The 22201-nt window shown below is 63.9% G+C and carries 20 protein-coding genes; 11 read left to right on the plus strand and 9 right to left on the minus strand.

The features are described from left to right. Nucleotides 1-29: 29 nt before the first annotated feature. Nucleotides 30-1208 carry a methyltransferase gene (locus QNI87_RS08605; protein ID WP_300595799.1) on the minus strand — a complete coding sequence of 393 codons (1179 nt, stop codon included), beginning with the start codon at nt 1206-1208 and terminating at the stop codon, nt 30-32. Nucleotides 1209-1302: 94 nt separating this feature from the next. Between QNI87_RS08605 and crtD the strand changes: the two genes are divergently transcribed. Then, nucleotides 1303-2874: a 1-hydroxycarotenoid 3,4-desaturase CrtD gene (gene crtD, locus QNI87_RS08610; protein ID WP_300595800.1), complete on the plus strand. Its 1572-nt coding sequence runs from the start codon at nt 1303-1305 to the stop codon at nt 2872-2874. A 143-nt stretch (nt 2875-3017) separates the two neighbouring features. Then, a complete protein-coding gene (locus QNI87_RS08615) occupies nt 3018-3713 on the plus strand; it encodes a hydroxyneurosporene dehydrogenase (RefSeq protein ID WP_366146177.1) in 696 nt (231 codons plus the stop codon). Here the strand turns inward: QNI87_RS08615 and QNI87_RS08620 are convergent. From QNI87_RS08620 to QNI87_RS08640, 5 genes are all read right to left on the minus strand, one after another. Then, nucleotides 3676-3885 carry a hypothetical protein gene (locus QNI87_RS08620; protein WP_300595802.1) on the minus strand — a complete coding sequence of 70 codons (210 nt, stop codon included), beginning with the start codon at nt 3883-3885 and terminating at the stop codon, nt 3676-3678. The two genes, QNI87_RS08615 and QNI87_RS08620, sit on opposite strands and share 38 nt — an antisense overlap. 21 nt (nt 3886-3906) lie before the next feature. Further along, nucleotides 3907-4803 (minus strand): alpha/beta fold hydrolase BchO, encoded by an 897-nt coding sequence (gene bchO, locus QNI87_RS08625; RefSeq protein ID WP_300595803.1) that lies wholly within the window; start codon nt 4801-4803, stop codon nt 3907-3909. After that, entirely contained in the window at nt 4800-6515 is a 1716-nt protein-coding gene (locus QNI87_RS08630; RefSeq protein ID WP_300595804.1) for a magnesium chelatase subunit D, read from the minus strand. The genes bchO and QNI87_RS08630 overlap by 4 nt, the downstream gene beginning before the upstream one ends. Then, entirely contained in the window at nt 6515-7516 is a 1002-nt protein-coding gene (gene bchI, locus QNI87_RS08635; RefSeq protein WP_300595805.1) for a magnesium chelatase ATPase subunit I, read from the minus strand. Before bchI ends, QNI87_RS08630 begins: the two co-directional genes overlap by 1 nt. 71 nt (nt 7517-7587) lie before the next feature. Then, the gene (locus QNI87_RS08640; RefSeq protein ID WP_300595806.1) at nt 7588-9234 is read right to left on the minus strand and encodes an iron ABC transporter permease; all 1647 of its coding nucleotides are present in this window, start codon (nt 9232-9234) and stop codon (nt 7588-7590) included. 125 nt (nt 9235-9359) lie between these two features. Here QNI87_RS08640 and QNI87_RS08645 point away from each other — a divergent pair, with 125 nt between their 5' ends. The 3 genes from QNI87_RS08645 (at nt 9360) to QNI87_RS08655 (ending at nt 12620) form a co-directional block, all read left to right on the plus strand. Continuing rightward, nucleotides 9360-10403, plus strand: a complete 1044-nt coding sequence (locus tag QNI87_RS08645) for an ABC transporter ATP-binding protein (protein WP_300595807.1) — start codon at nt 9360-9362, stop codon at nt 10401-10403. 125 nt (nt 10404-10528) lie between these two features. Next, entirely contained in the window at nt 10529-11641 is a 1113-nt protein-coding gene (locus QNI87_RS08650) for a Fe(3+) ABC transporter substrate-binding protein (protein ID WP_300595808.1), read from the plus strand. Nucleotides 11642-11804: 163 nt separating this feature from the next. Beyond that, complete coding sequence (locus tag QNI87_RS08655; RefSeq protein ID WP_300595809.1) at nt 11805-12620, plus strand: ferredoxin--NADP reductase; 816 nt, start codon at nt 11805-11807, stop codon at nt 12618-12620. Between the two features lie 33 nt (nt 12621-12653). Here the strand turns inward: QNI87_RS08655 and QNI87_RS08660 are convergent, their stop codons facing one another. Together QNI87_RS08660 and QNI87_RS08665 are read right to left on the minus strand one after the other, a co-directional pair. After that, entirely contained in the window at nt 12654-13190 is a 537-nt protein-coding gene (locus QNI87_RS08660) for a hypothetical protein (protein WP_300595810.1), read from the minus strand. Between the two features lie 155 nt (nt 13191-13345). Beyond that, nucleotides 13346-13879: a hypothetical protein gene (locus QNI87_RS08665; protein WP_300595812.1), complete on the minus strand. Its 534-nt coding sequence runs from the start codon at nt 13877-13879 to the stop codon at nt 13346-13348. 192 nt (nt 13880-14071) lie between these two features. Here QNI87_RS08665 and QNI87_RS08670 point away from each other — a divergent pair, with 192 nt between their 5' ends. The 6 genes from QNI87_RS08670 (at nt 14072) to QNI87_RS08695 (ending at nt 19211) form a co-directional block, all read left to right on the plus strand. Continuing rightward, the gene (locus QNI87_RS08670; RefSeq protein ID WP_300595813.1) at nt 14072-15214 is read left to right on the plus strand and encodes an acyl-CoA dehydrogenase family protein; all 1143 of its coding nucleotides are present in this window, start codon (nt 14072-14074) and stop codon (nt 15212-15214) included. Nucleotides 15215-15281: 67 nt separating this feature from the next. Continuing rightward, nucleotides 15282-15923, plus strand: coding sequence for a hypothetical protein (locus tag QNI87_RS08675; protein ID WP_300595814.1), 642 nt, complete (start codon nt 15282-15284; stop codon nt 15921-15923). Between the two features lie 42 nt (nt 15924-15965). Beyond that, entirely contained in the window at nt 15966-16136 is a 171-nt protein-coding gene (locus tag QNI87_RS08680; RefSeq protein WP_300595815.1) for a hypothetical protein, read from the plus strand. A gap of 178 nt (nt 16137-16314) precedes the next feature. After that, nucleotides 16315-17091: a retropepsin-like aspartic protease gene (locus QNI87_RS08685; protein WP_300596092.1), complete on the plus strand. Its 777-nt coding sequence runs from the start codon at nt 16315-16317 to the stop codon at nt 17089-17091. Beyond that, entirely contained in the window at nt 17088-17840 is a 753-nt protein-coding gene (locus QNI87_RS08690) for an SDR family oxidoreductase (RefSeq protein ID WP_300595816.1), read from the plus strand. Before QNI87_RS08685 ends, QNI87_RS08690 begins: the two co-directional genes overlap by 4 nt. A 345-nt stretch (nt 17841-18185) precedes the next feature. Beyond that, the gene (locus tag QNI87_RS08695) at nt 18186-19211 is read left to right on the plus strand and encodes an aldo/keto reductase (RefSeq protein ID WP_300595817.1); all 1026 of its coding nucleotides are present in this window, start codon (nt 18186-18188) and stop codon (nt 19209-19211) included. A 112-nt stretch (nt 19212-19323) separates the two neighbouring features. Here the strand turns inward: QNI87_RS08695 and QNI87_RS08700 are convergent, their stop codons facing one another. Beyond that, nucleotides 19324-22098 carry a TonB-dependent receptor gene (locus tag QNI87_RS08700; RefSeq protein WP_300595818.1) on the minus strand — a complete coding sequence of 925 codons (2775 nt, stop codon included), beginning with the start codon at nt 22096-22098 and terminating at the stop codon, nt 19324-19326. Between the last annotated feature and the right edge of the window lie 103 nt (nt 22099-22201).

The raw sequence follows: 22201 nt of genomic DNA on the forward strand, positions 1-22201 counted from the left end.
AGTGTCAATCAAAGCAGACACTCTTTTTGTCAGGCTGTTGCGACCACCATGCTTGCGATGACCGGTTGTGGTCCCGCGATCAGCCGAGTTCTGGCGAAACCCGCCTCGTGCAGCATCGCTTTGATTTCGGCGGGGCTGCGCGCGCGTCCAGAGCCCATTGCCCAAAGATAAAAACCGAAAAAGGCCTCTCCCATTGCCTCGGCACCCGGGTTCCGCGCCATTGGCTCGGCAATCAGAAGCCGCTGCCCGGGCTTAAGGCTCGCGCGGATGTTGCGCAGAAGCGAGGCAGCGGGCCCATCGTCGTGATCGTGAAGAATGCGGACCAGGCTGACCATGTCGTAACCTTGCGGTATCGCGTCCTCGAAGAAGTTGCCGGGATGTCCCTCTATTAGCGTGTCGCCCAAGTCAGAGGCGAGCGGATCAAGACCGGTTTTTACCACTTCAGGCAAATCGAACAGGCCAAGCCTCATAGCCGGATAGTCTTCGCTCACGCGGCGCAGGAACGCTCCATGTCCGCCGCCGACGTCAAGAAGGCTTTGTGTCTTTGAAAAGGAGAAGGCCGCGAGCACCTGATCGGCGACGTAGCGCTGCGAGGCCGCCATGAGCCGGGAATACTCCGCTGTTTCTCGCCCGCGCTCGGCCGCACCATGCAAGGCGCCCGCATAAGACCAGTAGCGCGAAAGCTCGGTAGGCTCGCGCCGGTCCCCACGCAGCAGCTCCAGGGGTTCGAGCAAGTCGCGATACAGCAGGCGGTGATGCTGGATCATCGCCTGCGTGCCTTCGTCGGCCACTAGCACGGCTCCTTGCTGGCCCAGCATCCAGCCATCCTCGACCACTTCTTCCGACAGATCGAGCGCGCGGGCCGCTCGAAGCAGTGCAAGCGCGGCGTCCTCGCTCAGCTTTGTGTAGTGCGCGACTTCGTTGGCGGTAATCGGCCCGTTGGCCAGCAGATCGAGAAGCTCCGTCTCAACGACCGCCTTGAGAACCTGCGAGTAGGTAAAGCCGACGATGTGATCCATCATCTGCGTCGCGCGTCGCTTGGCGACGCCGCGAATAAAGGGCAAGCGCGCGCACCAATACTGGAACGCGTTGGATCCAAAGATTGCGTTGCGCCGGGCGATATAGCCGATGCGCCAGCGCTCGCGTCGAGACCTTGGCGGACTCGCTCGCGGCGAGCCGTCCGGCGAGCTCTCGTCCGGCATCAGCATAGTGTTGGTTGACGCTTCATATGTCTAAAAGATTGGACAGATTGCGGCGTAAGGTCAATAAGATTGTCCGGAAACAAACGTCTGGGGAGAGTCGGTGGGCGAGAGTGTCGCCATCATCGGAGCCGGGATCGGGGGGCTGACAAGCGCCGCGCTGCTCGCCGCGCGCGGGTTTCGCGTGACCGTGCTGGAGAAGGAGCCAAGCGTCGGTGGCAAGGCGCGCGAGGTTGTGATTGACGGCGCAAGGGTCGCAGGCGGCCCGACCGTCTTCACGATGCGCGATGTGTTCGATTCGGTGTTCGAGGAGTGCGGCGGCGCGCTGGACGATTATGTGCGGATTGAGCGCGCTGAAGTCATCGCACGCCACGCATGGGATGCTAGCGCCACTCTCGATCTTTTCGCGGATCCCGAAGCAAGCGAAGCGGCAATCGGCGATTTCGCCGGTGCCAAAGAGGCGGCGGCCTATCGCGCGTTTCGCAGCGAAGCCAGGCGCATTTTCGAGGTTCTCGACGAACCTTTTCTGCGCGGCGACAGCGCCTCTACCCCGTTTCCGATGATGCGGCGCATTGGCCCCTGGCGCATTGGCGATACGATGGCGATGCGTCCATTCGACAATTTCTGGAAAGCGATCGGCGGTCACTTCAAGGACCCGCGCCTGCAACAGCTGTTCGGGCGCTATTCCACCTATTGCGGATCAGACCCGTTTCGGGCGCCCGCAACCTTGATGCTGATTGCCCACACCGAAGCCAAGGGTGTCTGGCTGATCGATGGCGGCATCCACGCTCTGGCCAAGGCCCTGGCGGAGCTTGCGACGGTTGCGGGAGCGACCATTCGCACCGGTGTGCGGGTGGCGCAGGTGCTGACCGAGAACGCGCGTGCGAGCGGTGTGCGACTGACCAATGGTGAAACCGTCCCTGCCGACACCGTTATCTGCAACGCTGACCCCGCAGCGCTCGCCAAGGGCAAGTTTGGCGACTATTCCGCGCGCTCGGTCGCCAACATGCCGGATGCAAAGCGATCGCTCTCCGCTCTGGTCTGGTTCGCGCACACGCAGACCTCCGGCTTTGATCTTCAGCATCACAACGTCTTCTTTTCGCCCGATTACCCGCGCGAATTCCGCGAGATCGCGAGTGGGAGACCGCCTAGCAATCCCACCGTCTACCTGTGCGCGCAGGATCGCAGCGCGCACGTTGGGCCCGCCGCCGCGCGCGCCGCCGATGCACGCGAGCGCATCCAGATGATCGTCAATGCCCCGCCCAATGGGGATTCTCACAGCTATTCACCCGAGGAGATAGAGACATGCAACCGGGCAATGAGACAAACGCTGCGCCGCTGCGGACTCGAACTGGAGGATCCGATGCCTCATCACCTCGCAACCCCGCAGGAGTGGGAGCGACTGTTCCCGGCGACGGGCGGCGCCCTTTATGGCAGAGCGTCGCACGGCTGGGCGGCCTCCTTCCAGCGGCAAGGTCCGCGCACGAAGATCCAGGGGCTCTACTGCGCGGGCGGGGGGACTCATCCATCGGCGGGAGTCCCTATGGCCGCCTTGTCCGGACAGCTTGCAGCGAAGGTGATCTGCGAGGACCGCGCTTCGATGCGCCGGTACCACCCGGTGGCTACTCGTGGTGGTATGTCGACGCGATCAGCGAAGACGGGCAGCACGGCCTGACGATCATCGTCTTTGTCGGCAGCGTTTTCTCACCTTACTACAAGCGCTCAGGGCGCGGCGATCCGGTGGATCATTCCTGCCTTAATGTCGCGCTTTATGGTCCGAAGGGGCGCTGGGTGATGACGGAAAGGCCACGAGAGTGCGTGGCACGCGGGTCGCGCGAGTTGGCTATCGGACCAAGCCAGGTCCAATGGGACGGAGACGCGCTCAAGATCACGATCAAGGAACGCGACACGCGGCTGTTCAATCCGATCCGCCGTCCCGTTCGCGGCACGGTCCGCGTGGTGCCCGAGGCGCTGAACCCGGCCGCTTTCGCTTTGGATGGCAACGAAAATCACATCTGGCACTGCATGGCGCCGCGCGCGCGCATCGAGGTGGCGATGGAAGAGCCCGGGCTGAGCTGGTCGGGCAAGGGATACTTCGATCACAACCGCGGAAGCGAGCCGCTCGAAGACGGTTTTCGAGTCTGGCACTGGAGCCGCGCGCACATGCGCAAGGGTTCGGTCGTCTGCTATGAGGGCGAGCGCTCCGACGGCTCCCTGTTCGCAAGCGCCATACGGTTCAACGCCGCCGGCATACCGGAAGAGGCCGAGCTGCCATCCATGGCTCAGCTTGCGCCGAGCCGCTGGCGCATCGACCGGCGCACGCGATCCGAGATCGGCCTCGCCAAGGTGCGGCGCACCTGGGAAGACACACCGTTCTATTCGCGTTCGGAATTGAGCTCTCAGCTTTACGGAGAGCAGGTGGTCGCGGTGCAGGAAAGCCTCGACATGCGCCGCTTTGCAAATCCGCTGGTGCAGTTCATGTTGCCCTATCGGATGCCTCGGGGGAAGGGCTAGAGCCGCCGGTTTCCTGAGCCTTCTTGGCCGCTTCTTTCGCTTCGCGTTCCAGGCGTTCGGCGCGGGTCTTCTTGAGCTCTTTGTCGGTCTTCCAGACCTGCCAAAGGCCAAAGCCGATCGCGATTCCGTAGAAGAAGATGATCTCGATCCATCCGAACCACCAGCTTCCCATGATCGCCTCCTCTTTCCTGCCTCAGGCCGCAGCCAGAATTGTCTGGGCCTGTGCGAACCGAATGATCGCGGCGTGGGAGCGTTCCGGCGCTTCTTCGTGCGCGAGATGCCCAAGGCCCTCCAGCACCTCCAGCGCGGCGTTCGGCAGACAAGCGTGCGCTTCCCGGGCCCAGTCGAGCGGAATCGCGGCGTCGCGATCGGAATGCACCATCATCACGGGGTTGGTGATCTCGTGCATGCGCGTTTTCAGCGACGGCAAATCCCAATTGGCCATCATTGCAAGGCCGCCCTTGGTGTGGTGGGGGTTGGCAAAGAGCGCTTCGTAACAGGCCATGCCTTCAGCATCGATGCGTGAGCCTGTGGAGCGGAACAGAAAGCGCTCCGCTTCCTTGCCGAAGGTTGTCATCTTCGAGAAGAGGCGCGGCACGAGCGGGTTGACGAAAAGCAGCTTGGCCACCGCTGGAAAGATCTGCGCCGCGGGTCCGGGGAAAGGGCGCAGCGCCGAATTGAGTCCCACGATCGGACCACCATAACCGTGATCGAGCGCCAATTGCAGCGCAAGAGCGGCTCCGGCGGAATGACCGATGACAAGATCGGGCTCAAGACCAAGAACGTCGTTGAGGCGCGCGATCTCCGCTGCCATTCGCGGCAACGACATCGCGTCGGGTGGGTGTCCGCGCGTAAAGGCATGGCGAGGCAGGTCCAGGCTCGTCACCGCAAAATCCTGCGCCAACATGGGCATGAGAGAGCGCCAGCTGTGGACGGATGCGCCGGTCCCGTGAAGCAGGAGTGCTTGAGGGGCGCCCGCCTTGCCCATTTGCTGGACGTGCCAGGTTGTGCCCGCGATCTTGATAAAGTCGCTGGTCTCGCGATGCGGCCAGATGCGCCCTTCGCGGTTCCAGTCGAGCGCCCGGCTCACGCGGCAGCTCGTGGCGGTTGCATCGCGTCGACCGCGTCGGCGATCTGGCGCGCATCGGCGCGAGGCAGGGCGAGGAAGCGCGCGTTCATGGCCTCGGCAAGCGCGGCTCCCTCACGCGCGGCGCGCGCGGAGATGTCGATCACAAGAGCATCGATCCCCGCGCGCGCGATTGCTTTGGCGGAAGTCTCCGCATCCTCGCCCGCCTGTTTGCGGCCCGGCCTGCCGTCGCGATCGATGTTGGCGCGGCCATCGGTAAGGATGACAAGGCTGGGTGTGCGTCCTTTCGAGGCGACCGCTTCGGCGCATTCGTGCGCGCTGTCGAGGCCCATGGCGAGCGGTGTGCCGCCTCCGCCCGGAAGCTCGCTCAGAGCACGGCGCGCTCTTGTGAGCGAGCGTGTCGGAGGGAGGACCAATTCCGCGCTTTCGCCGCGGAACGCGACCAGCGCCACCTCGCTGCGGGTAACATAAGCCTGCGCCAGCATCAGTTCGACCGCGCCCTTGGCTTCGGCGAGGCGCGCGGCTGCGGCCGAGCCCGACGCGTCGACCGCAAAGATCGTTACCCGCGCGGCCTTGTCCTCGAACCGGCGCACGCGCAGGTCTTCCTTGCGCATCTGGATGAGATCTTCGCCCGACGCCCCGGTCTCTCGCCGCCGAACCTCCTGCCATGGCACCGCCGCGCGTAGCGTGTCGATCAGCGCCAGCCGCGCGCCGCCGCGTGGCAGTCCCTGGCGCGCGCCCAGTGGTTTGCCGCGCAGGCCCGATTTGCGCCGTTTGCCCGTACCGCCTCCAGCCACCCGGCGCGCTGCCTTTCCCTGTGCGAGCGCGGCCAGCAGATCGGCGGGGATCGCGGCCTTCGCCGCTTCGACCAGTATCTCTTCGAGCGGCGCGTCCGGGTCGGGTTGCTGGGTGTCGCGTTCGTCCATGCCTTCTTCGGGAGGAGTGTCGGGCGGGGCCTCTTCCGGGGGAGGGGGCTGCTCTTCCAAGGGCGGAAGCTGCGTTGCTCGCGGAGCCAGAACAAGGCGAGCGGCCGCCGCCAGATCCCCCTCTTCGACCTCGCTCCTCCCGGCAAGTGCGGCTGAGGCGCGCGCGGCGTGTGCGGCAAAGATCAAGGGCCGCAGCGAAGCGACGCCGAACGCCTCGGCGGTCGCGGCCAGCGCTTCCAAAGCTTCCGAAACGAGTGGAGCGACACGTTCCAGAGCGAGGGCATTGCTCACATCCAACGGCCCCGACCGCCATTCGCGCGACGCGGCGAGATCCGCATGGAACGCGGCACGCTCTAGTAGACTCGCAGGCGGGGCGTCGTCGGCCTCCCGTCCGTCGTCGAGCAGGATCATGGCCGGGCCATCCGCGCCTTCATCGGCGCGCTGCGCGAGGCGTCCGGCAACGCTCGGCTCCAAACGCTCGGCCATCGGCACAATCACCGCGCCGCCCGCGCATTCGTCCAGCAGCCCGCGTTGTTCAACGGCGCGACCGCTTGCAAGACTGGCTGCGATATCGATCCCGCCCAACAGCCGCTCGTCATCGACATGGCCCGGCAAGCGGCGCACGCAGCGTCCCTGGAGCGTCATGGCGTCGCTAAGCGCGCTCACCAGCGCATCGCGCGCGGGCGAGGCGCCCCGCAGGACCATGCCGCCAAAAAGCGTGGGAGCGACGAGGAAAAGGCGAGCGGCGAGCTCTGCGTCGTCGAGAGGGTCGCGCGGCTCGCCTTCCATCAGCCAAACAGCTCTTCGATCGCGCGGGTGATACGCGCGGTCGATCCGGTTTCGTCGAGCACGTCGCGCCTCAGCCTGTGCCGCAGCGCTGAGGGCGCAATCGCGATCAGATGCTCGCGCCGCACCGCCTTGGCGCCCTTGAGCGCCGCCAGCGCGCGCGCGGCGCGCATCAGGGTCAGCTCGCCGCGAAGACCATCTGCCCCGACAGCAAGGCACAAATGCGCGGCATCGGTCAGCACGTCCTCGCCCGGCTCGAGTTTGGTGAGCCTCTTCTTGCCGCGCGCGATCTGCTTGAGGATTTTCTCATCCTCGTCGGCCCACTCGGCCTCGAAGCCTTCCGGATCGCGTTCCTGCGCCGCGACCAGACGCATGATTTCAATCCGTGTCTCGATCTCGGTCGGCGTTCTGACTTCGACCGAGAGCCCGAAGCGATCAAGCAGTTGCGGGCGCAGTTCGCCTTCTTCCGGGTTGCCGCTGCCGATCAGGACGAAGCGCGCCGGGTGGCGCACGGAAAGCCCCTCACGCTCCACCACATTCTCGCCCGAGGCGGCGACATCGAGCAAAAGGTCGACCAGGTGGTCTTCGAGCAGGTTGATTTCGTCAATGTAGAGAAAGCCGCGATGTGCCTTGGCGAGCAGGCCCGGTTCGAACGCTTTCTCGCCGGCTCTCAAGGCGCGTTCCAGATCAAGGCTGCCGATCACCCGATCCTCGGTCGCGCCCAGCGGCATGTCGACAAAGGGCACCGCGCGCTTGCGCAGCGGCCCCGTGCCGCAGACGTCTGGATAGCGCGCCTTGTCCTCTTTCGAGCAGCCATAGGGGCAATCCTCGATCGCGGTGATCGGAGGGAGCAGGCGAGCGAGCGCGCGCGCCGCGGTCGATTTGCCGGTTCCCCGGTCGCCAAACACCATCACACCGCCGATCGAGGGATCGACCGCCGCGATTAGCAGTGCCTGCTTCATCTCGTCCTGACCGACGATGGCGGAAAATGGGAAACGTGCCATGGGGCAACTCATGAACCTTTCGGCCGCTGTGGACAAGCGGTACCGACAAATTCGCCTGACAGTTTCGCGCTTTAGTGCGACCGCCCTCGGGTAAGCAACGTTACCGGTATTAGACCGACCGCGAGCAGGATCAGCGCGGGGATCGAGGCTTCCATCAGCCGCTCGTCGCTGGCGAGGCGATAGGTGCGCGTGGCGAGCGTTTCGAGGTTGAATGGACGCAGAATGAGCGTTGCGGGCAATTCGCGCAGCGTGTCGATAAGAACGAGCGCCAGCGCGGCGAGCAGGCTTGGTCGAAGCAGGGGCAGGTAGACGCGCGCCAGCACTCTTGAAGGACCGGCGCCCAGCGATCGCGCGGCGGCGTCGAGCGAGGTTGGGATACGCGCCATCGCGCTGTCGAGCGCGTTATAGGCGACGGTCAGAAACCGCACAGCGAGCGCGTAGACCAGAATGAGGCTTGTCCCGGTGAGCAGCAACCCGCCCGTGTAGCCAATGCTGGCGCGCGCAAAGCCGGTAAGCGTCTGGTCGAGTGCGCCCAGCGGGGCCAGCAGGCCAACCGCCAGCAAGGCGCCGGGCAGCGCGTAGCCCAGCGTGGCGAAGCGCGCGACGCTGGCCACGAGAGTATGGCCGCTGCGCGTTTTGGCAAACACCAGCACCAGGGCGAGCGCGGCCGTGGTGACGGCGACGGTAATGCCCAGGCCGAGGCTGGAGGCGGCGTATCGAGGCAGGAAGGACGCCGCCCGAAGCGCGGGTTCTTGAAAAGCGAGACCCGCCAGATGCAGCGCCGGAACGATGAATCCCAGCGCCACCGGAACCGCGCAAGCCAGGGTGGCGCCCAGCGCTCCGACCGGGGAGAGCGATACAAGCGGCTCCTGCGTCCCGGCGTCTGCAAAGCCGTCGCGGCTGTCTATGCGGCCCCTGCGGGTCAGCGCCTCAAGCGCCACCAGCGCAGCGACAAACAGCAGCATCAAACCGGCCAGGCCGAGCGCTGCGTTCTTGTCGCCCATCGCAAGCCAGCTGCGAAAGATCCCGGTCGAAAAGGTGGGGATCGCAAAGTATTCGGCGAGACCGAAATCGGCGAGCACCTCCATCAGGACCAGCGCCAGCCCACCGGCAATGGCGGGGCGCGCGGCGGGAAGGACCACCTGTCTGAAAGCGCGCGCCGGGCGAGCGCCGAGGCTGCGCGCGGCGCGAAACTGCGCGGCGCTCTGGGTCGCGAAGGCCGCGCGCGCCAGCAGATATATGTACGGGTAAAGCACCAGAGCGAGGATCACCGCTCCGCCTGTGAGCGAACGGATGGGCGGAAAGGTGTAGTCATCGACGCTCCATCCCGTCACCGCGCGCAAGGCCGTTTGCACCGGACCCGAGAAGTCGAGCAGGTCGGCGTAGACATAGGCGGCGATATAGGAGGGCACGGCAAGCGGCAGGACCAGCGCCCAGCCCAGAGTGCGCCGACCGGGAAACGCGCAGGCGCTCACCAGCCAGGCCGTCGACACGCCGATCACGGTCGCAAGGAGGCCCGTCAACGCCATCAGGCCCGCCGTGTTGACGACGTAGCGCGCCAGCACCGTGTCCGCGAGACGCTCCAGCCCGGCCAGTCCCTCGGTCGGCGAGGTGATGGCGATCGCGAGCAAGGGCACAGCGGCGAAAGCGGCGATAAGACACGCAGCGACCAGCCAGCCCGCGCTGCCCGGCATTGCGCTCAGGGAGCGCAAACGCATCCAATCCCGAGCGGTCCTTGCCTCGCCCTCGTCAAATTGCCTAAGGCGGCCTACCACCCGCGCGGCTCTCGTGAGCGCGCCTTGTCGTGTAGAGCGTCGCAATAAGACCCCATCGGACCAGCCATTTGAGCCTCGAATTCAGCCATATTGCCCACACTTACGGCGCCAAGGAAGGGACGCGCGCGCTCACGGATGTAAGCTTTGTCGCGCCCGGCGGAGAGATCACCTGTCTGCTTGGCGCTTCGGGTTGCGGCAAGTCAACCTTGCTGAACCTTGCCGCCGGGCTCTTGCCCGTGCAGGCGGGTCGCATCGCGCTCGGCGGAGCGACGCTGGCGGAACCGGGCGCCTGCCCACCGCCCGAAGTGCGTCCGGTCGGACTGGTGTTTCAGGACGCCGCGCTGTTCCCGCATATGACGGTTGCGAAGAACATCGCCTTCGGGCTTCCCCGGGACCGCCACAGCGAGATCGAGATGTGGCTGGCGCGGGTCGGGCTGGGCGGGCTGGGCGAGCGCTATCCGCACCAGCTTTCCGGAGGCCAGCAACAGCGCGCCGCGCTCGCGCGGTCGATGGCGCCCGAGCCGCAAGTGCTGCTTATGGACGAGCCCTTTGCGAGCGTTGACGTGGTGCTGCGCCGCAGCCTGCGCCGCGAATGCCGCCTGCTGCTGAGAGAGGGGGGGACGACGACGATCCTCGTGACGCACGATCCCGACGAAGCGCTTGATATCGCCGATCGCATCGCGGTTATGGAGGGCGGGCGCATCGTCCAGTTCGGCACCCCGCAAGAGCTCTACAACGAGCCGAAAGTCCCTTCGGTGGGCGCGATGTTCGGCGGCGCGCAGATCGTGCGCGCCCGCTTCAGGGACGGCGCCTATGAGTGCGCTTTCGGGCGCTGGCCGAGCGAGTGCGCGCTGGGTGAGGCGGGCCGCGAGGGTGAGGCGGTCGATCTGCTGGTCCAGGCGCGCGCGCTGCGGCTGGAGCTGGACCGCGATGGGGTGCCGGTGCGCGACGTGCATCCGCTGGGCGCTCGCTCGCGCGTGCTGTTCCGGCATTCAGGCGGCGCGGAACTCACCGCCGAAGTCCCGCAAGCGGCGGGCGATCACATCCGACCGGGGGCGCGCTATCGCATCACGCCGGACCCGCAATCGCTGCGCGCCTTTGCGCTGGGATGATGGATGTGAGGGGGTTTCGTTCATGAAACACAGCCGGGAGGGCACGTTTTTGCGCGCTTTCGGCTTGCTTTGCAGAAGATAATAATGCAAATCAATCGCAAATTGGACCGGAGGAAATCCCACTCGTGACTCACGCCCCGCACGCCCTGCAGACTCTGCTCGCCCCGCACGCCGAGCGCCCCCGGCGCACCCCGCGCCTTCTCGCCGCCGTTGTGGCTGCGCTTGGCCTGTTGACCGCAAGCGCCTGCGCGCCCGGAGACACCGCGGCGTCCGAAGACCCGGTCGAAATCACCGGCGAGGTGAACATCTACTCCTCGCGCCACTACGACACCGATCTGGCGCTGTATGAAGACTTCACCAAGGCCACCGGCATCAGGGTCAATCGCATCGAAGCGGGCGCGGACGCGCTGATCGAGCGGATTGTGAGCGAGGGCGAATACTCGCCCGCCGATCTCCTCATCACCGTTGACGCCGGGCGGCTGTGGCGCGCGGAAAAGGCGGGCGTTCTGTCGCCCATCGCATCGGATGTTCTTAGCGAGCGTATCCCTGAGAACCTGCGCCATCCCGATGGCCTGTGGTTCGGCCTCTCCACCCGTGCGCGTGTCATCATCTACAACGAAGCCGATGGCAAACCCGAGGGCCTTGAGACCTATGAAGACCTTGCCGATCCGCGTCACCGCGCGAAAATCTGCATGCGTTCATCGTCGAACATCTACAACATTTCGCTGCTATCCAGCCTCATCGCGCATCGCGGAGAGGACGCAGCACTCGACTGGGCTCGCGGGGTTGTCTCCAACTTCCGCCGCGCGCCCGAAGGCAACGACACCGCCAATATCGAAGCGGTCGCGAACGGCGAATGCGGGATCAGCGTGGTCAACACCTATTACCTGGCGCGCTATGCGGGCGATGAGGACACAAGCGGACTGATCGACAAGGTGGGCGTGGTCTTTCCCAATCAGGAGACCACCGGCACGCATGTCAATATCAGCGGGGCGGGGCTGCTCAAGAACGCGCCCAATCGCGACAACGCGATCCGCTTCCTCGAATATCTCACCAGCGACACCGCGCAGGGGTATTTTGCCAATGGCAACAACGAACACCCCGCGGTTGAAGGGGTGGCTCCGACATCCGCCGTCGCCTCGCTCGGCGAGTTTCGCGCCGACGACCTGAGCACCGCGACGATCGGCGCCAATCAGGCCAAGGCGGTCGCCATTTACGACGCGGCGGGCTGGAACTGAACCCACGGGGGCGTGCATTTGATGGCGATCAAGGCGCGATAGACTCACTGGGTTCAAGCGAGGCTTTCACCTATTAAGCTGAAACTACCTTGATGCGCGCGCGCAGAACGTCCATTTGCGCGCGCAATTCCAGACCCACGCAAAAGGCCGAGTACAAAACCCCATGAACATGCCCATCACCGACCGCGACCAGTTCACCGAGAGCGCCGCGATGAGCGTTGAGACGATCACGGATGTTCATCACTGGAACGAGGAGCTGTTCAGCCTGAAGATGACGCGTCCGGCGAGCTTCCGCTTCCGTTCGGGCGAGTTCGTGATGATCGGGCTGCCGCAGGAGAACGGCAAACCGCTGCTGCGCGCCTATTCGGTCGCCTCGCCAAGCTATGATGAAGAGCTCGAGTTTCTCTCCATCATCGTGCAGGACGGCCCGCTCACCTCGCGCCTCCAGCACATCAAGACGGGCGATCCGATCTATCTCGGTAAGAAACCGACCGGCACGCTCGTCACCGACGCGCTGCTGCCGGGCAAGCGATTGTTCATGCTGTCGACCGGGACCGGCCTTGCCCCGTTCATGAGCCTCGCGCGCGATCCCGAAGTCTACGAGATGTTCGAGGAAGTGATCATCGTGCACTCGGTGCGCCGCGTCGCCGACCTTGCTTATCGCGAGCTGCTTGAAAGCAGGCTGGAGGGCGATCCGCTGCTCGAAGACGACCAGCGCGAGCGCTTCATTTACGTGCCCACGGTGACGCGCGAGAGCTTCCGCACGCAGGGCCGCATTCAGACGCTGATCGACGATGGACGCCTGTTCGAACAGAGCAAAGGCCCGCAGCGCTTCGACCCTGAAAACGACCGCGTAATGCTGTGCGGATCGATGGCGATGATCAAGGACCACGCCGCCGATCTCGAAGCGCGCGGCTTTGAAGAAGGCGCGAACAACAAGCCCGGCTCCTTCGTTATCGAGCGCGCGTTTGTGGGGTGAGTGGCGATGACCGGTCGTACCGGTCCTTGCTCGCTACTCCCCGCACCCTTCCTCATCGTTGCGGCATTCTATCAGGAATGCGGTGAAGCCCACCGCAATCACCGTCACGAAAACACCGCCGGCCACCGCCGCACCGCGCAGGACCTTTTTGCCTGTCGAACGGCCGGACTTCTTGTCCTCGCCGTCCTCTTGCGCGCCTTCCTCATCTTCGTCTGCGTGGAGGCTATAATCGCTCTGAAACGCAAGGCCATTGAGAAGAAAGCGCGGCTGTTCTTCCAACGTCAGGGACAATTTGGTGCTCCGGACATTGCGACGTTCGGGGCGGATCGAGATATTCTGGTTAAATCCATCGACACCCTGGCGAAACTGCGCCCTTTCAAGGGTCAGATCGAATCGGGGCTTGGCCTCAACGCTTTTCGATCGGCTTCCCAACGGGATCGTGATTCCGACCATGGCCCTGGTCTCGACGGCGCCGGCGTCTGTAAAGGGGGCCAGCGCCTGAGCGCGGGCCGGAGCGGTCCCGAACACAAAGGCGCAGATCAAGAACAGCTGCGCAATACGGTTGAACATGGTTGAATGGCCTCCCTCACCTGTGATGTGTCCCTTGATGGCGGTGAGCGACATCTCGGGCTTGTCAAAAACAACCGGCCGATGGGCCGAACTACGATCCCCGCGCGCCGCGCGCGCCTGAGCCATTGATCCGCGAGCGGGCGGTGTGTTCGCTCTCAGCATCCATCATCGCCATCGCATTGGGTCAGGACGCCAATGAGGCCGATGCCGGCTATGACCACCATCACACCTCCAGCCACCGCCGCGCCGCGCAGCACCTTTTGCCCGGTCGTGGTGCCCTTCTTCTCTTGCGTGCCCTCTTCGTTTTCCTCGCTCGTGTCCTCGTCGGCGCTCAAACGGTACTGGCTTTCAAGCACCCGTCCGTTCAGCAGGAAGCGCGGCCTGTCTTCCATTGTCCATGAAAGGCTCACCCGCCGGACGTTACGCCGGGGCTGCAACCCTATGCGGCGATCGGGCGCGTCGTTGAAATCCGGGCGATAATCGGCCGCTTCAAGCCGCAGGTCGAATCTGGGGCGGGTTTCGGCCTGGCGTCGCTTTGCGCCGAAGGGAATGGTCACGCCGACCATCGCTCTTGTCTCAACGGCTCCCGCGCCGGTCGATGCGCCGAATGTCTGCGCGTTTACGCTGGCAGGAGCCAGTCCGATGACCAGCGCCAGAGCCAGCGTCCTTCGGTGAAGCCCTCTCTCCATGGTCGACCCTTTCTAACCCCTTGAGACAAGATGAAAAGACCGGGACGGGTGTGTCAACGATCTTGCGGCGTTGCGCTGATCTTTCTGCAAGGAGTGTGGCGGGTGTGTTGCGCGTTTCGCGCTTGACCCTTGCGTCAAGGCGCGCTTCACTCGGTCTTCGAAAACAACGCATTTCCCGGAGAGAACACCCCCATGCTCGATACCGCCCACCGCACCGCCTATAACGAAGACCACGCGGCGTTTCGCGAAACCGTTCGCAAAGTCTTCGCCGAGCATATGGAGCCGCATCTCGATACCCACGAGGAAGAAGGGATCGTCCCGCGCTCGGCTTGGAAGGCGCTGGGCGAGGCGGGCATGTTGTGCCCGACGGTGAAGGAGGAGAATGGCGGGCTGGGGCTCGATTTCGGCTTCAATTGCGTGCTGGCCGAAGAGCTGTCCTACATGGGCTCGTCCGCCGGTTTCACGCTGCAAAACGACATCACGGTCAACTATTTCGAGCGCCTGGGCAGCGACGAGCAGAAAGAGAAGTATCTGCCCGGCATGATCTCGGGCGATATCATCACTGCGATCGCGATGACCGAACCGGGTGCAGGCTCCGACCTTCAGGGCATTCGCACCACCGCCACAGAGGACGGCAATCATCTCGTCATCAACGGCTCGAAAACCTACATCACCAATGGCCAGAACGCCGATGTCGTGATCGTGGTCGCCAAGACCGATCCGAGCGCGGGTGCGAAGGGCACCAGCCTTGTTCTGGTCGATGCCGACACACCGGGTTTCGAGCGTGGGCGCAATCTCGACAAGATCGGCCAGCATTCCGCCGACACCTCCGAGTTGTTCTTTTCCGATGTGCGCGTGCCCAAGACCAACATTCTGGGCGGCGAGAAGCGCGGCTTCATCCATCTTATGGAGGAACTGCCGCAAGAGCGCCTCTCGATCGCGGTCAGCGCCATGGGCGGCGCGCAGCGTGCCTTCGACGAAGCGGTGAAGTTTACGAAAGAGCGCAAGGCGTTCGGCAAGACGGTGTTCGAGTTCCAGAACTCCAAATTCACGCTCGCCGATCTCGCCGCCAAGCTTCAGGTTGGCTGGGCGCATCTCGACTGGGCGATTAAGCGGCATCTGGCGGGCGAGCTGACTACGGGCGAGGCGAGCGCGGCCAAGCTGTGGCACACCGAAATGCAGTGGGAGATGGTCGATGCTTCGCTGCAACTCCACGGCGGGGCGGGCTATATGAACGAATACCCCATCGCGCGGCTGTGGCGCGACGCGCGCGTCCAGCGCATCTATGGCGGCACATCCGAGATCATGAAGGAAGTCGTCAGCCGCGAGATTTGAGGGGGCTCAAACCCATATCCTTTCGATGAGCTCTTTGTCTCGACCGCAGCCTGTTGCGTGGCCCGCGATGGCCTGGTCGTGCGCGGCGGTAATGGGGGTGGCGGCGCCCGTGGCCGCAATGCTGCTGATTGCGCTTGGACCCTTCGCACTCTCGCTGGCTTCAGGGATTGGCCCGATCCTCGCCATTGGTCTGATGGGGACCGGCATGATCGCGGCGGCTGCGGATGGGCGCTTTGCGATGGGCGTCTTCCTTGCGCTTGCGGTTGGTGTGGGCCTGCTGATTCTCGCGCAGGCGCTGGGGTTGCCCGCGCTGCCGTATTTGCCCGCAATCGCGCTGGTCGTCGCCGTCGCAACCATCAGTTTTGCCGCGCGCGGTGCCCTGTTTGCGCGCAGCATGCCCGGCAAGGGCTGGGGCATGGCGGTGTTCGTGGTCGCTGGCGAGGCCGCGATTGTGCTCACCGCCTTGGCGCATCCGGGAGCGTTGCCAGACTGGTTACTCGCGCTGCTGCCCGCGCAATGGGCGAGTTCGGCAATCCAGGAAGCCTTCACCGGCACCGGCCCGTTCGCCGCGTGGGCGGCCTTGCTCGCGCTCGGCGGAACGGCGGCGGCCACGCTGCTGGTGGCTCGGCTTTTACCGCGGCGCTGGCCGTATCTGATCATGTTCACGACCTGGCTGACTTTGTCCGCCGTCGTGTACTACAACGCCTGACCCCTTTTCGAAGCGGTTGAGGCGAACAGGCAAAGGAAGGGTATGATGACGACTAACCCCCTCGACTTCACCGGAAAGCGCGTGCTCGTCATCGGCGGCTCCAGCGGCGTTGGCGGCAACGGCACTGCGCCCCCGTGGCGCGACGCGCGCGTCCATCGCATTCATGGCGCCACGAGCGAGATCATGAAGGAAGTGGTGAGTCGTGAGTTTTGAGCCGCTGACGAGTTTTCCGGCTAAGGCCAGCTGGGCGATTATTGCCCTTTTGTCGGTACTCCCGGGCGTTGGCGCCGCGCAGGTTCAGGCTCCTCCAGGCGAAGCGCCACCCGAAGCTTCTGAAGAAACGACAACGGTCGAATTTCTACATCCGGCAGACCAACTCAATTGGCTTCCCATGAGCACTGCGCGCGGAGCGCCAACATTCCGCGCGCGCAGCGGCGATGAGGACGTGTGCGCCCTCTTTGACACCGGCAGCGACAAGACCTTCGTCGATATTGCATTGGCCGATCGGCTTGGCCTGAAGATCGGTGAGCTCTCGAAAGAGGCGCGTAGCCTGACAGGCACCTTGCCCGTGTCGCGTGTCTTTGCCGTGCCTGTCGAAGTGCCCGGACAATTCCGGTTTCAGGGCAGCTTGCACGCAGTCGCCTTGCCGAAATTGGACTGTGCAGATGGAACCAGACTGTCGCTGATCCTTGGTCAGGAGTTCGTGAACGCCATGGTGATCCTGACGGACAATACCTCCAAGCGGATCGCTTTTCACGCCAGTGGTTATGTCAAACCCGATGCCGACAAGTATGTTCGCATACCTTGGTCAGGCAACACAGTTTCAGGGCAGGTCGCGGGGCGAAAAGCCATCCTGAAAGTCGACACCGGCAGTGCCACTGACCTCGCTTTTCAGGCGAAACACTTCGACACGTTTTTTGCTGATCGGGACCGGACCACGCTAGCTGTATCAACCAATGCGAGCGGAAGACAGGACGAGAGCGTTGGAATTGCCGCGGTCGAATATCAGATCGAGGCGGTCGCCAAAGTCGGCGACGTGAAACGCGTAGCTGATCGCGAGGCACCCTATGTCGGCAATCTCGGCTATCCTTTCTTTGCTGAGGCGATGACGATCTTCGATGCAGGCAAAGGCGCGATCTGGCTGCAAAATCAGGGAGAATCACATTGACCAACCCCCTCGACACGCCGCTCGACTTCACCGGCAAACGCGTGCTCGTCACCGGCGGCTCCAGCGGCATCGGCAACGGCATCGCGCAAGCTTTTGCGGCGCGAGGCGCTGAGGTTATCGTCACCGGCACGCGGCCCGATGAGGGCGACTATCTCGAAGCCGAAGACAGCGATTTCACCGGGCTGACCTATCGCCAGCTCGACGTGACCGACCGCGAGGCGGCCGGCGCGCTCTCCGAAGCCATCGGCGCGATGGACGTGGTGATCCAGAGCCAGGGCATTGTGCGCTATGGGCAGAAGGAGTTCACCCGCGAGGGCTGGGATCAGGTGATCGGCGTCAATCTCAATTCGGTAATGGATGTGGCGCGCGCCTTTTACGAAGGGATGAAGGAGCGCGGCGGGACGATGATCGTCGTCAGCTCGGTCGCGGCCTTCCAGGCGGTGATCGGCCAGCCCGCCTACGCCGCGTCGAAAGCGGGCGCGGCGAGCCTTGTGAAATCGCTCGCCGAAGCCTGGGCGCGCGACGGCATCCGGGTGAACGGCATCGCGCCGGGACTTGTGCCCACGAAGATGACCTCGATCATGACCGAGCATCCCGAGCGGCTGGAGATGATGGTCAAAGCCATCCCCATGCGCCGCCCGGGAACGCCCGAAGAAATGGCGGGCGCCGCGCTGTTCCTGGCCTCATCGCTTTCGTCCTATATGACGGGGCAAACGCTCGTGATCGATGGCGGACTGACGCTGAGTTGAGATAAAAGCCTTCCACCCGTCACCCCGGCGAAGGCCGGGGTCCAGTCGAGCGGGCACGATGCTTTGCTGCGCTGGATTCCGGCCTGCGCCGGAATGACGGGTTGCGTGTTGCTTTTGCCTGCCGCTCGCAATGACGAACGGATGCGGAAGCGCTTTCCTATCTCGCTAGTGATCGGTATTCTTCCTCGCCAAGGGCACCTCATCATCCGATGCGGACGGCCAAATCGGAAAGTGACACTTCTTGAACGCGAAACGCAAAAGTTGGTTTTTCTTTCAATATATTGATCGGGAAACGGACTTTTCGAGATACGCCGTTTGTCTGTGTCATCGCAAAGGAACCCGCTCATGAAATTCACCCGCCTCGGCCCCTCGGGTCTATCCGTCTCGCGGCTGTGTCTCGGCTGCATGTCCTATGGGGACACCACCAAGGGCTGGCACGGCGACTGGCTGCTGGGCGAGGAAGAGAGCCGTCCTTTCTTTCGCGCGGCGCTGGAGGCGGGGATCAACTTCTTCGATACGGCCAACGGCTATTCGGGCGGTACTTCTGAGGAGATCACCGGAAAGCTGTTGAACGAGATGGCCAATCGCGATGAGATCGTGGTCGCGACCAAGGCGTTCATCCCGTGGCGCAACGCGCCCAACACCGGCGGGCTGTCGCGCAAGGCCTTGATGCAGGCGATTGACGACAGCCTGACGCGCCTCGGCATGGAGTATGTCGACCTGTTCCAGATCCACCGCTGGGACGATCACACCCCGATCGAAGAGACGATGGAGGCGCTGCACGACATCGTGAAGGGGGGCAAGGCGCGCTATATCGGCGCGTCCTCGATGCACGCCTGGCAATTCGCCAAGGCGCAGGAGACCGCGCGCGCGAATGGGTGGGTGCCGTTCATCTCGATGCAGAACCAGCTCAATCTGCTCTACCGCGAGGAAGAGCGCGAAATGCTGCCGCTGTGCGAGGACGAGGGCGTGGGAGTGATCCCATGGTCTCCGCTCGCGCGCGGACGGCTGGCGCGGCCTTTGGGTGAGGGCACGGTGCGCTCCGAGACCGACGGCGTTGGCAAGTCTCTCTACCGGGACGGCGATGCGGCCGACGAAGCGGTCATCACCGCGCTGGCCAGGCTTGCGGGCGAACGCGGCGTGCCCATGGCGACCCTCGCTCTCGCGTGGCACTTCACCAAGCCAGCCGTCGCTGCGCCGATCATCGGGGCGACCAAGCCGCATCATATCGAGGCCGCCGTGGCGGCGCTCGATACCCAGCTTGGCGAAGAGGAGATCGCGGCGCTCGAAGGGCCGTATCGCCCGAAATTCCCGACCGGGCTGGGCATGGCGATGCCGGGGATGGATCAGGTCAGCCTCAGATCCAAGTGACGGCCCCGTGTGACGTTCCCGAGTGACGCCCCCGTGTGTCGCCACCGCCCGGTGCCAAGAAAAAGGCCGCCTCAGCAAGGAGGCGGCCTTTCGCAATCCTTCGCGCTAGCCCCTAGAACCGGGCCTGGACGCCAAGCTGCACGCGGGTGCCGACTTCGAAAGTGTTCACTTCGATGCGCCCGGTTTCGTTCTCGAGAAACTCGAAGTTGTCGCGTCCGAAGATGTTGCGCACCTCCAGGCTGACCTCGACCGGCAAGCCCAGCGGGCTGATATCGGAGCGCGCCACGAAATCGACGGTCAGGCCCGGATCCTCGACCACGTCGGGGGTGGCAAACCCGCGGGTGGTGACGCGTTCGCTGGCGTAATTGAAGAGGAAGAAGGCCTGCTGGGTCTTCTCGAAATCCTCAAAGCCGATCTGGAAGTTGGCGACGTGGTCCGACTGGCCAACCAGTGGATTGCCTTCCTCGAAGACGATCGAAACCGGAACGTCGCCGACCACCGTGGGAACAAGCGCGTCGGGATCCGGGATACCCAGTTCGGAATCGGTGAAGGTGTAGTTGGCGATGATCAGCAGGTCCTTGGTGCTGAAGAAGCCGCCAAGACTGGTGATATCGAATCCGTACACCAATTCGAACTCGGCGCCGAACAGCGTCGCCTCCGGCGCGTTGGCGTAGGTTGTCGTCAGATCGCCCGTGCCCGAGCCGCCCAGAATGATCGGCTCGATGGGGTTTTCGATGTCCTTGTAGAAACCGGCAAGGCTCACGCGGTTCTTGCCACCAAGATAGTATTCCGCGCGGGTTTCAAGGTTGAGAAACTCGCTGTCGATCAGCTGGGCGTTACCACGAAAATCGCGGTTCGATACCGGGTCGAAATAGATCTGATCGACGAGTTCGCGAAACTGCGGCCGCGCAATGGTCTGCGAGGCGGAAAAACGCAGCTGAAGATCGGGAATGACCTCCCAGGTGATCGTACCGCCGGGAAGGAAATAGTCGTTTTCGAGGTTGGTTTCGACCGGCACGATGGTGGACTGGGCCGTCCCCTCGGGCAGGGTAACGCGCTGGACGGCGTCCTCATAGCGCACCCCGATATCGACGGTGAGGGTGTCGCTCGGAACCCACCGGACCTGGCCGTAGGCGCCGTGTACTTCGAGCAGGGCGTCAAAGATCGGGAAGTCCACGAAGTCGAGGACATCGACGTTGAAGCCCGCAAGGGTCGCTCCGTTGATAATGTCGCCCGGAGGCTGGAGGCCAAGCAGGGCCGGGTTGAAATCGACCTCGGTCGTCTGGTCCGGTCGGATCAGCGGGGCGTAGATGCGGCTCTCCGAACGGCGATCCGTGTCCGAATAGGAATAGCCGACCGTGACGTCGAAGCCTTCGACAGCCGACCAGGTGAGGTCGATACCGCCGGCGTAGTTCTCTTCCTGAAGATCATCGAAGCTTATGCTGTGGTCGTAGAACTCGTTATCGCCGTCGAAATAGGCAACGAAGTTCGAGCCCAGCACGTTTCGTTCGGAATCAGCGGGTTCGTCCGGCGTCGTGTCGTTCGAGCGCGCGTAGAGAATTTCGGTGTTGTATGGCGCCTCGCGATCGGTGCGGGCATAGCCGAGCCGGGTGTCGAGCTCGAACGCGCCGTCGCCAAACTCGAACTCTCCGACCAGCTGCGTGTCGATCAGCTGGCGCTCGAACCAGGCCGTCTGCTGGCGCTGCAGGTCCGCGCCGTCCTGCGATCCGAGCGTCACGTCGAACCCTTCGGAAAGGCGCGCCGTCTTGAGCGTGTCGCGAATATACAGGTTGGTCCAGCGGATCGTGTTCTCGCCGAAGTCGAGACCGAAGCTGAGCATCCCGTTCACAAGGACGTTTTCGTCGGTGATGAAGTTGGTCGAGTCTTCGGTGACGAACGAGAAATCGTCGATGCTCGCGCGCTGATTGCGCACGCTGCGGTTCTGCAACTGGTTGGAGATACCGCCGGTCGCGATGATCCCGAGATAGGTGCCATCGCCAACCTCAAGCGCCAGACCGCCGGTGATATTGGCCGAGAAGTTGGGCCTCTGATTGTCGACGCGCTGCAGGGTGACGAGGTTCGTCGGCATTAGCTGACCGGCGATCGCTTCGCGGGTGAGCGCGGTGGGATCGGTGGGGCTTGCCGAAAGTGGCAGCTGGTCGAGCGGCGTCCCGGAATCGATAGCCTGCTGCAGGAACGAGGGGGTGTCGCGGTTGCCGTTGTCGAAACCGAGCGAATCCCAGTCCGACCCGAAATAGGTCAGCCCGTTTTCGAAGGTCGTCTCGCTGTCGAATTCCCCGCTCATCGACACGGTCAGAAAATTCTCGACCGGAACCGCGCGCGTGGTGAGGTTGATCACACCGCCGCCGAACTCGCCGGGATAGTTCGGCGAATAGGTCTTCTGCACGAGGCTGGAGGCGACCACATTGGTCGGGAAGATATCCAGCGGAACCACACGGCTGAGCGGTTCGGGACTGGGCAGGGGCAGGCCATTCAGGAGCGCCAGCGAATAGCGATCGCCCAGGCCACGCACGAACACGCGCCCATCGCCGACCACGCTGAGGCCGGTCACGCGCGACAGCGCACCGGCAATGTCGCCTTCGCCGGTGCGAGCGATATCCTCGGTCGTAAGAACGTTGAGAACCTGCGTCGAACCGCGCACGGGATCGCGCGCGCGGCGCCCGGTCACGATGATGCTGCCGCCCGGGACCGAAACCTCGGGCTCTTCGTCTTGATCCTCTTCGACCGCGCCGACGGCTTGTGCCAACGGATCTTCCGCTTCCTGTGCGCTCTGATTGGTCCCCTCATCCTGAGCGTACGCCAGGGAGGGAAAGGTGAATGAACTTGTGAGAAGCAGCAGCCCTGCCAGGCGCTTGCCGGTCGACATAATGTTAGACCCCCTCATATTAGGCCCTGAAACGCGCGACGCCCTGCGACGTCATCGTTGGTGCGCTGCGAGAAAGGGGGCGCCGAACTGGGCAGCGCCCCCC

It is taken from the genome of Erythrobacter sp. (assembly GCF_030066995.1).
Lineage (GTDB): Bacteria > Pseudomonadota > Alphaproteobacteria > Sphingomonadales > Sphingomonadaceae > Erythrobacter.

Excerpts from the sequence above, each read along its gene's own strand:
- QNI87_RS08605 (WP_300595799.1), bottom strand. The coding sequence starts at position 1,208 with ATGCTGATGCCGGACGAGAGCTCGCCGGACGGCTCGCCGCGAGCGAGT.
- QNI87_RS08620 (WP_300595802.1), bottom strand. The coding sequence starts at position 3,885 with ATGGGAAGCTGGTGGTTCGGATGGATCGAGATCATCTTCTTCTACGGA.
- QNI87_RS08630 (WP_300595804.1), bottom strand. The coding sequence starts at position 6,515 with ATGGAAGGCGAGCCGCGCGACCCTCTCGACGACGCAGAGCTCGCCGCT.
- bchI (WP_300595805.1), bottom strand. The coding sequence starts at position 7,516 with ATGGCACGTTTCCCATTTTCCGCCATCGTCGGTCAGGACGAGATGAAG.
- QNI87_RS08640 (WP_300595806.1), bottom strand. The coding sequence starts at position 9,234 with ATGCGTTTGCGCTCCCTGAGCGCAATGCCGGGCAGCGCGGGCTGGCTG.
- QNI87_RS08655 (WP_300595809.1), top strand. The coding sequence starts at position 11,805 with ATGAACATGCCCATCACCGACCGCGACCAGTTCACCGAGAGCGCCGCG.
- QNI87_RS08660 (WP_300595810.1), bottom strand. The coding sequence starts at position 13,190 with ATGTTCAACCGTATTGCGCAGCTGTTCTTGATCTGCGCCTTTGTGTTC.
- QNI87_RS08665 (WP_300595812.1), bottom strand. The coding sequence starts at position 13,879 with ATGGAGAGAGGGCTTCACCGAAGGACGCTGGCTCTGGCGCTGGTCATC.
- QNI87_RS08670 (WP_300595813.1), top strand. The coding sequence starts at position 14,072 with ATGCTCGATACCGCCCACCGCACCGCCTATAACGAAGACCACGCGGCG.
- QNI87_RS08675 (WP_300595814.1), top strand. The coding sequence starts at position 15,282 with ATGGCCTGGTCGTGCGCGGCGGTAATGGGGGTGGCGGCGCCCGTGGCC.
- QNI87_RS08680 (WP_300595815.1), top strand. The coding sequence starts at position 15,966 with ATGATGACGACTAACCCCCTCGACTTCACCGGAAAGCGCGTGCTCGTC.
- QNI87_RS08685 (WP_300596092.1), top strand. The coding sequence starts at position 16,315 with ATGAGCACTGCGCGCGGAGCGCCAACATTCCGCGCGCGCAGCGGCGAT.
- QNI87_RS08695 (WP_300595817.1), top strand. The coding sequence starts at position 18,186 with ATGAAATTCACCCGCCTCGGCCCCTCGGGTCTATCCGTCTCGCGGCTG.
- QNI87_RS08700 (WP_300595818.1), bottom strand. The coding sequence starts at position 22,098 with ATGTCGACCGGCAAGCGCCTGGCAGGGCTGCTGCTTCTCACAAGTTCA.